Annotated in this window: 8 protein-coding genes and 3 tRNA genes; 2 read left to right on the plus strand and 9 right to left on the minus strand. The window is 37.9% G+C overall.

The features are described from left to right. Positions 1–82: 82 nt before the first annotated feature. Positions 83–1,174, minus strand: a complete 1,092-nt coding sequence (locus ABFX33_RS21240) for a lactonase family protein (RefSeq protein WP_346088090.1) — start codon at positions 1,172–1,174, stop codon at positions 83–85. Positions 1,175–1,586: 412 nt separating this feature from the next. On the opposite strand from ABFX33_RS21240, the gene ABFX33_RS21245 reads away from it, so the two are divergent. Further along, the gene (locus ABFX33_RS21245) at positions 1,587–2,936 is read left to right on the plus strand and encodes a peptidylprolyl isomerase (RefSeq protein ID WP_346088092.1); all 1,350 of its coding nucleotides are present in this window, start codon (positions 1,587–1,589) and stop codon (positions 2,934–2,936) included. 79 nt (positions 2,937–3,015) lie between these two features. On the opposite strand, the gene ABFX33_RS21250 is transcribed toward ABFX33_RS21245, so the two are convergent. The 5 genes from ABFX33_RS21250 to ABFX33_RS21270 all read right to left on the minus strand — a co-directional run bounded on the left by ABFX33_RS21250 (position 3,016) and on the right by ABFX33_RS21270 (position 11,623). Continuing rightward, positions 3,016–3,900, minus strand: a complete 885-nt coding sequence (locus ABFX33_RS21250) for a DUF4440 domain-containing protein (RefSeq protein ID WP_120260166.1) — start codon at positions 3,898–3,900, stop codon at positions 3,016–3,018. Between the two features lie 171 nt (positions 3,901–4,071). Further along, positions 4,072–5,538: a cysteine--tRNA ligase gene (cysS, locus tag ABFX33_RS21255; RefSeq protein WP_346088094.1), complete on the minus strand. Its 1,467-nt coding sequence runs from the start codon at positions 5,536–5,538 to the stop codon at positions 4,072–4,074. A 21-nt stretch (positions 5,539–5,559) separates the two neighbouring features. Next, positions 5,560–6,861, minus strand: coding sequence for a ribosome biogenesis GTPase Der (gene der / locus ABFX33_RS21260; RefSeq protein WP_346088096.1), 1,302 nt, complete (start codon positions 6,859–6,861; stop codon positions 5,560–5,562). 162 nt (positions 6,862–7,023) lie between these two features. Next, positions 7,024–8,658: a RagB/SusD family nutrient uptake outer membrane protein gene (locus tag ABFX33_RS21265; RefSeq protein ID WP_346088097.1), complete on the minus strand. Its 1,635-nt coding sequence runs from the start codon at positions 8,656–8,658 to the stop codon at positions 7,024–7,026. Positions 8,659–8,668: 10 nt separating this feature from the next. Next, on the minus strand, positions 8,669–11,623 hold the full coding sequence (locus ABFX33_RS21270; protein WP_346088100.1) for a SusC/RagA family TonB-linked outer membrane protein: 2,955 nt from the start codon (positions 11,621–11,623) through the stop codon (positions 8,669–8,671). 502 nt (positions 11,624–12,125) lie between these two features. Between ABFX33_RS21270 and ABFX33_RS21275 the strand changes: the two genes are divergently transcribed. Then, positions 12,126–12,722: a zinc finger Ran-binding domain-containing protein gene (locus tag ABFX33_RS21275; protein WP_346088101.1), complete on the plus strand. Its 597-nt coding sequence runs from the start codon at positions 12,126–12,128 to the stop codon at positions 12,720–12,722. A 63-nt stretch (positions 12,723–12,785) separates the two neighbouring features. Here the strand turns inward: ABFX33_RS21275 and ABFX33_RS21280 are convergent. The 3 genes from ABFX33_RS21280 to ABFX33_RS21290 form a co-directional block, all read right to left on the minus strand. Beyond that, a tRNA-Met gene (locus ABFX33_RS21280) sits at positions 12,786–12,858 on the minus strand. A 56-nt stretch (positions 12,859–12,914) separates the two neighbouring features. Then, a tRNA-Met gene (locus ABFX33_RS21285) sits at positions 12,915–12,987 on the minus strand. Positions 12,988–13,044: 57 nt separating this feature from the next. Next, positions 13,045–13,117, minus strand: a tRNA-Met gene (locus ABFX33_RS21290). Between the last annotated feature and the right edge of the window lie 9 nt (positions 13,118–13,126).

The following is a 13,126-nucleotide window of genomic DNA, read 5'->3' on the forward strand; positions in this document are numbered from 1 at the left end:
TAAGGCATCAAAACCCGGTTTTGATGCCTTAATTGTTTAGGACCCTTTCAATGGGAGAGCCTCTCTTCTTTGGCTCGGAATACTAAAATATGATACAGACCGGAGCCGGAACTTTAATTTCCTTGCCCGCATCTGTCAACAACCCAGTCTTTGTATCTCGACTAAACAGTACGATATTATTGGTATACTGATTGGCCACAAGCAAGTATTTTCCGTCGGGAGAAAGATTAAAATTCCGCGGCCCTTTACCCTTTACGGATGTATTGGACAGTTTATTTAAGCCCCCGTCTTTTTCCACCGAGAAAGTTGCTATTGTATTTGCGTCACCGCGGTTAGTCGCATATAAAAATTTGCCGTCATCAGAAATTTTTATGTCTGCCCCACCATTTTGTCCCTTGAAGCCCTCAGGGTTGATTTCGTAAGTACTCTGATACATCCAGTCATCACCCTCCTTTTTATAACTAGCAACCTGTCCTGTCATTTCCAATACGACGTAAAGAAATTTTTCCTTTTTATCAAAAGCGATATGACGAGGTCCTCCACCTGCGGGTGTAAAGAAATCTTCAGATTCTTCAGCGAGACTGTATGCAGTTCCAGATTTATTAACAGGAAATACAGAAATTTGATCTAACCCTAGATCCTGTACATATAAACGATCGCCCTTACTGGAAAAAAAAGTTGAATGCACATGTGGTTTCTCCTGACGGACTGGATCGACACCTTTGCCTTCATGCTGGATCAACCGATTTCTTTTACTCAAGACACCATTTGTTTCGAGATCAAATAGTGCCGCCGATCCGTCGGTGTAATTTGCTACTGCCAATAGATTACCTTTAGGATGCACTTCAACAAAACACGGTGATTCCCCGCCCGTAGGAAGTGAGTTCAGAAAAGTCAGCTGTCCTTCCTTAAAAGAAAAGGCAGACACTGTACCCTCCTGATTTGGAAGTTCATTGACAGCATAGATAAAATTATTATTTCGAGCCAGAAAAGAAGGGTCCTTACTTTCTTGGGTGCTGACCAAGGTGGCTTCACCTGTTTTTGTATCGAAATTATAGATATAGATACCTTTGCTTTCTGTTTTGTTTGTATAGGTCCCAACAAACATTGGGATCTGTTGTGCAAAACTCGCCAAAGGCAGGAATGTCATCAGATAAATAAAAGCTTTTTTCATGTGTATACAATTTATTAAAAATAATTGTTCGAATTTCCCTCGTTGCTCGCTATGTAGCACAAAAAATAAAGATACCTTCCTAAGTCATTACTATGGTAGATAAACTTGTTAAATTAGGTTAAAACCGCCCTTTCTAATAGGCAAATCCGTATTTTTAGCGAATCAATTTTAACAAGTCTAAAATCTCCTTTTGAAATATTGGGATTATAAAAATATTGTTAAATAAAAATACGAATAATTCATATAATCTGATAATTTTGTGCTGTTGTTCAAAATAGTCTATATTGAACGATAGAATTGAGAGATTATTAGTGATTTAGATGAATCCGCTGTGACATCAATCTGTACAATTGGTACGTGATTTAAAACGGTTCATAGTTGCTTCATCAACGTTTAGAAACATATTATTTAGATGAAAAAAAACATATATATATTGTTTTTGTTGCTGTTTGTATCAATTCAGGCCAGCCTTGCACAACGTCAGATTATTGACCGTGTAGTGGCAACAGTTGGTTCAGGAATTATTCTGCAGTCCGATCTGGACATGCAATACTCACAATGGCTTGCCCAAGGGAATAAACCTGATGAGAAGTTTAAATGTGGTGTTCTTGAGCAATTGATCATTCAGAAATTACTTTCCCAACAGGCGGTAATTGACTCGATTGACGTCACGGAAACAGAGGTGGATGACAACTTAAATTCCCGTTTGCGCCATATGTCCCAACAAGCTGGTGGCCAAGAGCGTTTGGAGAAATTCCTGAACCGTTCTTTGTTACAATACAAGGAAGAAATGCGTGCAAGTGTTTTTGAACAGCTGAAGGCAAATAAAATGCAACAAAATATCGTGCAGAAAGTGGATGTAACACCATTGGAAGTAAAACGTTATTTTGAGGGATTGAATAAAGATAGTCTTCCCTATTTCAATACAGAAGTTGAAATCGGTGAAATTGTCATGATGCCGAAATTGACCGACGAAGAGAAAAAGGAACAACGGGAGAAAATCGAAGGTATTCGCAAACAGATTGTTGATGGTTCGGATTTCGGAACAATGGCGCGTCTGTACTCGCAAGATCCGGGTTCTGCGCCTTATGGTGGTGACCTAGGCTTCGGTACGCGTGATAACTATGTAAAAGAGTTCTCCGCAATGGCGTTTAAATTAAAACCAGGAGAGATATCACCTATAGTAGAGTCAAAATACGGATTTCACATCATCCAGGTATTGGAAAGACGTGGAGAAGAGGTGCATACCCGCCATATCTTGATGAAAATGAATCCGGGTGCTGCTGCACTGGAACGAACCAAAAATAAACTGGACAGTATCTACAAATTGGTGGTGGATAAGAAATTAGATTTTTACCATGCTGCGACCAACAACTCTGATGCTGAAGAAAGCAAATTTAATGGTGGTATGGTCTTAAATCCACAAGGATCTAGTCGTACAACTTTAATTCCTATGGATGGATTGGAAAAAGCCGTATTTACAACCATTGACCCATTAAAACCAGGGGAGTATTCCAAACCGGAGCAATTCACAGACAAAACTGGAGATGTGGGTTACCGTTTCAATTATTTAAAAACCCGTATCGCACCACATAAAGCAAATTTGGATCAGGACTTCACAAAGATCAAAGATGCCGCGAAAGAAGATAAAGTACGTCGTAACCTGAGCAAATGGTTTGACGACAAGGCGAAGAACACATTCATTGATATCAGTGATGACTTTGACACCTGTGATGAACTCGCAAAATGGAGAAAGAAATAAAATACTTTTTTCTATCATAAAATAAGGCCTGAATATTTATATTCAGGCCTTATTTATTTAATAATCACGTGCGTTTGATTTATTTCTCAAACATCATTTCTATCAGGATATTCCAGTTGGCTTTCTTCACATCATCCTTCGCTAATTCGCTTAACTGCCATACCCGAATATAATTATACTTGACAACTTTATCTTTTTGTCGCACTGTTGCAGTTCCCTTTGTATAGGCAAAATCTCCGCTATAAGAACGTTTGACCTCCTCCGGCACTGTTTCTATCGTCATACGTTGTTTCTTCAGATAAGCCATCATTTTGTCCTTTCCTTCCATTGGACTGGTCCAAGGAAACAAAAAGCGAACATCCTCACTCAAAAATTCTTTATATGCGGTAGGATTGTCTGCCTTAAGGACAGTAGACATCAACTTATCTGTTTCCAGTACAATATCCTCCCGTTGGTTCAGGCGTACTTTAGAGCGATGCTTTAAGTACCAGGAATCAGTTGGTTCAATATATTCCAGGTCAAATTCACCATCCTTACCGTTATTTTCTACTTCGGCACGAATATCGACTAACCACTTGCCTTTCTTGTTACGTTTCCAAACTGTCAAGTACTCACCGTGACGCAGCCTCGCTCCCACTTTCTGAAAATCCAGGGAACCAGATGTCACACCAAACTCCAAGCTCTTCGCGACAAGCGCAAAAGTAGGCTGCCAATTTAATACATCTGGAATATTCGGTCTATTATTAAGATAATTGTATGCATTTACCGCTGAAGGAACATAAAATGTGGACTCCTTGTCGATAATAGATAAAAACGCTTGATGCGGTGTAGAAGCTTTCGCTAATGCGGCAGCATCTTTATCTGCCTGCAGTAAGCTACCTACTTTTTCGGGTATCTGTGCGTACAATGTTGTCCCCACTGTACTCATTAACGCAACAATGGATAACCTATTCCAAAAATTCATATGCAAATGATTATTTATCAGGGTTCATCCTAATTATTTTAAATAAACTCATTACACTCGGGTTTTATTTTAGAGGCAACAGGAAATATCTTTTGGTTTCAAAAGTATCTAGACTTTCTAACAATAAATATTCCCTTTAATTCCCTCTTTTTTAATTCGATCTTTTATCTATCAAATCTTATTCCAAAGTGTTCCTTCTTTACTATCTTTCAGTTGGATACCAATTGCATTAAGTTCATCACGGATACGATCCGAAGTGACAAAATCTTTATTTGCCTTCGCTTCATTGCGTAATCTGATCACCAGATTCATCACATCATCAATATCATCTGTTCCAGAAGCTTGGTCATTTCTCAGCCCAAGGATATCCTCCACAAACTCTTTCAAGAAAACTTTTAGTTTTTCCAATCCCTCTTCAGATACCTTTGCTTTGCCGTCATAGATGGAATTGATGATCCGCACAAGCTCAAACAGTTCGGCAATCAAAACCGGACTATTGAAATCATCATCCATTGCCGCATAACATTTATTCCGGATCTCAGCCAGATTGAATGAATCAGCTCCCTTTGAAACTTTTAGTTTATCCAATAGTCCAATAGCACTCATCAAGCGCTTATAGCCCTTATCTGCTGCATCAAGTGCTTCATTAGAAAAATCCAATGTACTTCTATAGTGAGCCTGCAACATAAAGAAGCGAACGGCCATCGGCGAATATCCTCTATTTAACAAAGGGTGGTTACCCGTGAACAATTCACCTGGTAAGAATCCATTTCCTGCAGATTTGGACATCCGTGCACCATTGACTGTCAACATATTGGTATGCATCCAATATTTGGCAGGTGCAGTATGATTACAGGCTTCGGACTGCGCGATTTCGTTGGTATGGTGTGTAGCAGCCAGATCCATACCACCACCGTGGATATCAAACTGATCTCCTAAATACTTCCTACTCATCGCCGAACATTCGATGTGCCATCCTGGAAATCCAACACTCCAAGGAGCTGGCCAGCGCATAATCGTTTCCGGCTTAGCCTTGATCCAAAGCGCAAAATCCAAACGCCCTTTTTTCTCATCCTGACCACTCAGCTCACGTGTATTGTTCAACATATCTTCCAATTTACGATTGGTCAATACGGTATAATCATACTGTTGTACATATTTCTCCACATCGAAATAGACAGTACCATTTGTTTCGTAGGCATAGCCGTTATTGATGATCTGTTCAATCATTTCGATCTGCTCCGAAATATGTCCTGTCGCAGTAGGTTCAATGCTAGGGGGCAATGTATTAAACAGGCGCAAAACATCATGAAAACCAATGGTATATTTCTGTACAATTTCCATTGGTTCGAGCTGTTCCAATTTAGCCTTTTTCGCAAACTTGTCATCTCCTTCGTCACGATCGCCCTCTAAATGCCCTGCATCTGTAATATTCCGTACATAACGCACTTTATAGCCCAAATGACGTAGATATCTAAAAATCAAATCAAAAGAAACAAAAGTTCGGCAGTTACCTAAGTGCACATCGCTGTAGACGGTAGGTCCACAGACATATATTCCAACGAGGTTGGGGTGAATCGGTTCGAATTTTTCTTTTGTTCGCGAAAGCGTATTGTATAAAAAGAGATTATGGTCCATGTTTGTTATCTGCTTGGAAATCTATTTTTGTCTGAAATATATTTGAATAGGCACGCCTGTAAAATCAAAGTGCTCACGCAATTTGTTTTCGATAAAGCGTTTATATGGATCTTTGATGTATTGTGGCAAATTACAGAAGAAAGCAAACATAGGTGTTCTTCCCGGCAATTGTGTCACATATTTAATTTTGATATATTTTCCTTTTAGGGATGGTGGCGGATAATTCTCGATAATGTCCAACATCACTTCATTCAACTTCGATGTCGGGATCTTTTTTGTTTTGTTTGCGTAGACCTTATCAGCCACTTCCAATACTTTTAGGACACGTTGTTTTTCAGTTACGGAAGTAAAGATAATCGGCACATCAGTAAACGGTGCAATTTTCTCCCGGATACGGTCTTCAAAAGCTTTCATGGTCTTGTTGTCTTTTTCGATCAAATCCCATTTATTGACGACAATCACAATACCTTTACGGTTCTTTTCTGCCAGATTGAAGATGTTTACATCTTGAGCCTCTAGGCCATCCTGCGCATCCAGCATCAAAATCGTCACATCAGAATCCTCTAGAGCTTTGATGGTACGCATGACCGAATAGAACTCGATATCTTCGTTTACTTTTGACTTACGACGAAGACCAGCGGTATCAATCAAAAGGAAATTATGTCCATATTGATTGTAGTGAATACGGATAGAATCACGCGTTGTACCCGCCATTGGCGTTACAATATTACGGTCTTTACCGATCAAAGCATTTGTAAGTGAAGATTTACCCACATTTGGGCGACCTACGATCGTATATTTCGGTAAAGCTTCATCTTCTTCTTGCTCCTCTTCAAAGTGAGAAACTACAGCATCCAGTAATTCTCCTGTACCAGAACCAGTAGCAGAAGATATATTAAATACCTCACCTAAACCGAAAGCATAGAATTCGGCTGATTCATGATGCAATTTAGCATGGTCAACTTTGTTGGCAACCACATATACAGGTTTGGAACTTCTTCTGAGAATATCAGCGATTTCATCATCCAGATCAGTAATACCAGTAGTAACATCTACCATGAATATAACGACTGACGCTTCTTCAATCGCGATATATACCTGATCCCGGATTGCTTCTTCAAAGACATCATCCGAACCATGTACAAAACCACCTGTATCGATTACTGTAAATTTCTTTCCGATCCACTCTGCCGTCTCATAATGACGGTCGCGCGTCACTCCGCTAAAGTCATCAACAATCGCTTTTCTACTTTCCGTAAGACGATTGAATAAGGTAGATTTACCAACATTTGGACGACCAACAATTGCAACAATATTTGCCATATTTATTTTATTTGATCCATCCACTATCACAGCAGATGGCACTTTTATGCTAAATTATAGTTAAGGGTACAAAGATACGGATTCAAAAGGGATTATGGAGACAGAAAAACAAAAATGGCTTTACCGTGAGGTAAAGCCATTTATAATTTATAGCAAATATTGTTATGGATTTTGCTTCAAAATACCATGTGTTAATGTAATCTGCTGCTCCGGAATATAATCAATAACTTCGTTTGATTTTGCTTCAACTGTCAAAAAAGAATTTGAATTTGCAATATGCGTACCTGGATATCTTCGATCTAGGGTAAATCCATTTCTGAAAACATCGAACTTCCGATGCCCTTCCCAAGCTAATTCAAGCTTGCGTTCTGATAATACGATATCAAGGGCAGTTTTCGTTCCAAGATTCGATGTTGTCCATAATCCCGCAGTCGGAATTCCAGCTCTTTTTCGAATAACATTCACATCGTCTAACGCTTGTTGAGTACGCCCCAATTTCGCATTTGCTTCCGCACGGATCAGATATAATTCCGCCAATCTAGATATCACTGGGGACCAAAGGTGGCCTTGTCCTTCTTGCCCGGAACATTTAAGAATAAAATATTTCAGATAACCATTCCGATCTTCCAATTTCTTATCAATCAACACGGTTCTCCTTTTATTTCCGATTTCAATATAATATTGAAAGGATCCTGCGCCATTAGACTCCTTAATTAAAGCTATTTTGTTATTACCTGAAGTATAGGTATAATCGGAACCATTCTTCTCCACGATCACACTATTATATTTGTAATTATCATCCACATAATAAGCGTGTAACTCATTCGCCTTAGCCACCACTGGCTCAACAAAACTATAACGAACATCTTCAGGATATTTACGAACTTCTTCTAAATAAGATCTGGACGCATACATTTCGCCCCACCCTGCTCCATTTATTGTCGCATACATTGAACCTATTGTATACCATCCATTGTCAGAATAATCTACATCTTTTAGAAATTTGATAGCAAAAATAGTTTCTGGATTATTTTCAGGCGCCGCTTTTGCTATATCTGTATACTTATCTCCTGATAATAGCGTAAACTTGCCCGAATTGATTACTTTATCTGCATAACTTGCTGCTTTATCATTTTCACCCATAAATAAATATACACGAGCTAATAAAGCTTGAGTAGAATATAAACTCGCATAAATATTTCCTTTATATGATTTAAAAAGAGCTTCTGCTTTCAGCAAGTCAGAAACAAGTTGCTGATAGACCTCTTTGACAGTATTACGCGGTAACACTTCAAATGGATCCGCATTAAGTTTAAGTGGAACCGCTAAATTTGCGTCAGGATTCTGATTATACGGACGTCCAAAAACATTTGTCAGATAGAAATACATTAAACTTCTTAAATAAAGATTTTCAGCGATAATCTGATCATTCTTATCTGAACTACCTTCTTCTATTTGACCTAAAATATTATTTGTCCCAGCTATAATTTTGTAAGAATTTTCCCAGTAACTATTCACCCGACCATTATTAACGATACGATTATAATTGTAGTTATAGAAAAATGCATCAGTGGTAGTACCACTCAACGCAACCTCATCTGTCGGATATTCAGTAACCCGGTGCCAATTCTCAACCCAGCTCTTTAATGTATGGTAATTACCTAAGTTCAACGCATCGATTGCACCTTCTGTCTTTTCTATTGACTCGTTTGTCAAATCTGTATAAGGCTCCTTATTAAGTGAACAGGAACTCAATAAGAAAAATATAATTGATGAATATAAAAGTTTATTTTTCATGTGATTTAATTTAGAATGTAAAGTTAACACCAGCTATTACACGCTTAGGCGATGGATATTGTGAAGTTGCATCACCAAATAAAGCTGCTTCTGGATCAAGTCCTGTAAACTTTGTTGATAACCACAAATTGTCTGCTGCGAGGAAAACGTTTACACTCTTCAACTTCAGCTTGCTTAATAACTGTGGTTTAAAATCATAAGCCAACGTTACATTCCTTAACCTAAAAAAAGACGCATCTTCCAAATATCTAGAAGATGTTTTATTGGAACCACTGTTGTTATTATAGGAAGCCACTGGGTGTGTCGCTTCGGTATTAGTTGGTGACCATCTCGACCAACCATCAGACAAGACCATCTGATTATAAGAAGGGTATGCTCCATCCGAATCAAATAGTTCTCTACCCATATTGTAAGCATATGCCCCATGTAAATAGGAAAAAGTAGCTGTCAGGGAAATCCCCTTATACAAAAAGCTTGTATTTATACCGCCTTGATATTTAGGAGTCGAAGTACCCACAAATTGCAAGGTTGCTTTATTATAGTTCGACGTAGTAGAAATTTCGCCAGTGTTCGCATCCACAACTTCCCATAAAGGTGCACCATTTTCCTCATTAACACCGGTCCATTTACGCATATACCAAGAGTCTATATCACGGCCTTCCGAATAACGTTTGTTCCCAGCAGGTACATCTGTACCATCTTTAAGATTTTTCACTCTATTTTTATTGGTCGCCCAATTAGCTCCTATGTTCCATTGAAATGGACTTTCTGGATCGAGTACTCGTGCATTAATAGCTAACTCAAGACCTTTATTATTAATAGACCCAATATTATACCAATAACCTTCCCACCCAGCAGTAGCAGGAAATCTCACATAGGAAAGCAGACCATCCGTATTTTTATTGTAAGCATCTACCGTTAAATCTATTCGATTAAATAAACCTAACTCTAACCCTAAATTGACATCTCTAGACTTCTCCCAACTAACATTTCTGTTATTATACTGATTAGGAATAGCAGCTGGTTCACCATTATACTGTCCGTTCAATCCATAAAGTGAATATGATGCATAGAGTGAAGTCGGTGTATTACCCACTTCGCCATAAGAAGCTCTCAATCTCAACAGATTAATTTGATCTACATGAAAGAAATCCTCTTTATAAATATTCCATGCTCCACTCAAAGCGAAGAAACCACCATATCGATTATTTGCACCAAAACGCGACGCACCATCTATCCGATAAGACCCTTGAAAATTATAACGTTCGTCGTATTTATAATTTACTTGAATAAGGCCCGATTGAAACGCATAATCATTTTTCGTACCGGATTGAGATAGGAAATTGGCTGCATTATCTATAATTTTAGAACCACCAGATATACCTTTACCAGCCGCACCTACACTCGTATATACATAATCCGAATATTCATATGCCGCTAATGCTGACACTTCGTGTTTACCAAAGTGTTCATTATACTTCAACATTTGATTGAAAAATCGAGTAATACGCTTATCTGAAAATTGAGATACAGAACCTTTGTTTTCTAGACCTGAATTTGATTTAGGATCGGTATATGACATCGTAGTTTGATTATAGTATGCCAAACTATTCATAGACTCAAATGTAAATCTATCCGAAATCTTTAATGAAAAATCAAGATTAGATTGCATATCAAATGTTTGGCCTTCTCCATAATTGTATTGAAGATCATATAGATAATTATTATTATCTCTACCATACCAAAGCACATCATCAACCTTAGTATTTTTCAGAGAACCATCGGCATAAAAAGGCGTATCCCAAGGCATATTAAGATACATGTCATACAATGAATGTTGACGATCTTTATAGCTTGTGTAGGACGCATTAATCTTCGGTTTAAAGGTAAGGTTCTTCGTTAATTTATGTTCGATATTCAGTCTTCCTGTAAGCCTATTATAATCATACCCTTTTACAGATCCTTTTTCATCGTAATAATTCCCACTTGCATAAATAGATGTTTCTTCTGTTTTACCCAAATAGTTGGCACTAAAGTCATTAACTCCGCCATTTTGAGTACCATTAGCCAACCAATCGAAATCAGTCTTCAAAACATCAGAGTTTATACTATTAGGTATTGCATTTTGATTATTAAAGGATTGATAAAGATCCCACATCTGTTGGGAATCCATCACTTTAAATTTCCCTGGATTAAATTTTGAAATCCCTGAAGATAAATTGAAAGAAAATAGATGCTCTCCGGGCTTCAGAGCTCTTTTGGTCGTTACAACGATAACACCACTAGCCCCCCTAGAACCGTATTGTGTAGTTGCAGCAGCATCTTTAAGCACAGATACTGTCTCAATATCATTTGGATTTATATTTGGAGTTCCATGCATAATTACACCATCCACAACCCATAAAGGACTAATATTAGAGTTAATAGAATTTCTTCCCCTAACACGGATGTTTGCATTCGACCCTGGTCTTCCAGAACCAGAAACAACGTCTACACCTGCAATTTTACTTTGCAATAAAGTAGAAACGTTAGGTGATTTCACATCTTTTAATGTTTTTTGATCGATGGAAACTACCGAAGCGGAAACTTCAGTTTTCTTCTGGCGCGAATACCCAGTTACCACGACTTCTTCCAAAGCTTCGTCATTGGTCTCAAGATTAATATTGACAACAGGACCTGCTACTGTCACTTCTTTTGTTTTGTAACCAATACTATTGATTACTAAAATGTCCCCATTTTTAGCTTCAATGCTAAAACTTCCATCTGCTCCAGCAGATATAGATCGTGAAGTACCTTTGACACTAATGGTTGCACCCGCTAACGGGCCTTCTGTCGATTGTATTTTTCCGTTTATTTTTTGCTGAAAAACAGCATTATTCAACAAAATGTTGTGATCCGGAAATTTAAGACCATTAGCCTCAGCCGAATTACCTGCAATAAGTAGAGCCAATGATAACAGACTCAACTTGTGATTGCTAAGAATCTTTGAAATCATAATATTTTAATAGTTAGAGTTTAAAAATTGATTAGCGCACTAATCAAAATTTAGGTACATGATGCTAAAACTAGAATAAGATATGGGGATATCAAAATTAAACAACAACGAAATCGATTGCGCTATTTCAAACAAACGATTGCATAAACATATATTTATAACACAGTCCACTCGATAATTGAGTCATATATATATGCATGCTTAAAACAGTAGACTATTTTCCAGAAAAGACATGGAGGAAAGAGTTTAAGTATAAAGAGGGGGGGGAAATTGCAAAAAAAATCAAAAGATCGACAACCAGCACACCCAAATCAACTTAAATATTTCATAAACCAACATTTACTATAATAAATTAAGTAAAAAAACATTAATACAAAAAAATATTTAAAACTTAATTATAAAAACTTTTGAAAACAAGAATATTTCTATTAAATTAGAAAAAGAAATATAAACAACATAAAAAAAATAAGTTATGAAAAATTTAACAACAGTAAAGATAAGGATAATCATCCTATCGATAACATTATTAAATTTGTTATCCGTACAAGCAAAAACAACAGATCCACCTTTTCGAAAAACAAACCTAACGTTGAGCAATGAATTCACATTATTCCAAAATATACAGACTTACCTAGATCCCACGGGGGAATTTACTATCGAAGGTGAAATTTTTTGTCCGACTGCCGCAACATACACCTTCGAGTTTGCATTTACTGGTGTTGGTTCATATATCGGCTATTTATCTGATGGAATATTGAGACCTCAGATAGGTGAAAAGGCAAGAAAGACAGTTACAGCCAATCTTCATGCCGGAACCAACCAACTAAGTCTGAAAGTCCTCTTTTCAAAACCAAATCAAAGTGCTTATGCTAGGCTAGTTATCGATAAAATTAATGGACAGAATTTAGGTTCTGAACAAGGATATGTAGATTTAGTCGCACAAGGGACAAGCCAACTCCAAGATCCTCTTTCTGGCAAAGCATATCATTGGGTATGCAAAAAATGTAATATGATTAATTCAGAAGTGTCAAGCAAGTGCATTGGCTGTGGAACTGCAAGATATAATTAAACTGTTTATCCGACCATAGGAAATGAAAAAAGCCAAGGTTTTCACCTCGGCTTTTTCTTTTAGTAGCGGGGACCAGACTCGAACTAGTGACCTTCGGGTTATGAGCCCGACGAGCTACCAACTGCTCCACCCCGCAATGTATTTTTAGTTTCTTTAAAAAGAACCGGTCATTGCAACCGGCTCTCTCTTTAGTAGCGGGGACCAGACTCGAACTAGTGACCTTCGGGTTATGAGCCCGACGAGCTACCAACTGCTCCACCCCGCAATGTATTTTTAGTTTTTTTAAAAAGAACCGGTCATTGCAAACCGGCTCTCTCTTTAGTAGCGGGGACCAGACTCGAACTAGTGACCTTCGGGTTATGAGCCCGACGAGCTACCAACTGCTCCACCCCGCAATGTATTTT

The organism is Sphingobacterium ginsenosidimutans, assembly GCF_039536865.1.
Taxonomy (GTDB): domain Bacteria; phylum Bacteroidota; class Bacteroidia; order Sphingobacteriales; family Sphingobacteriaceae; genus Sphingobacterium; species Sphingobacterium detergens.

Bases quoted from the DNA above. Each gene is read 5' to 3' on its own strand.
- der (WP_346088096.1), bottom strand. From the start codon at position 6,861: ATGGCAAATATTGTTGCAATTGTTGGTCGTCCAAATGTTGGTAAATCT.
- ABFX33_RS21265 (WP_346088097.1), bottom strand. From the start codon at position 8,658: ATGAAAAATAAACTTTTATATTCATCAATTATATTTTTCTTATTGAGT.
- ABFX33_RS21240 (WP_346088090.1), bottom strand. From the start codon at position 1,174: ATGAAAAAAGCTTTTATTTATCTGATGACATTCCTGCCTTTGGCGAGT.
- ABFX33_RS21250 (WP_120260166.1), bottom strand. From the start codon at position 3,900: ATGAATTTTTGGAATAGGTTATCCATTGTTGCGTTAATGAGTACAGTG.
- cysS (WP_346088094.1), bottom strand. From the start codon at position 5,538: ATGGACCATAATCTCTTTTTATACAATACGCTTTCGCGAACAAAAGAA.
- ABFX33_RS21245 (WP_346088092.1), top strand. From the start codon at position 1,587: ATGAAAAAAAACATATATATATTGTTTTTGTTGCTGTTTGTATCAATT.
- ABFX33_RS21275 (WP_346088101.1), top strand. From the start codon at position 12,126: ATGAAAAATTTAACAACAGTAAAGATAAGGATAATCATCCTATCGATA.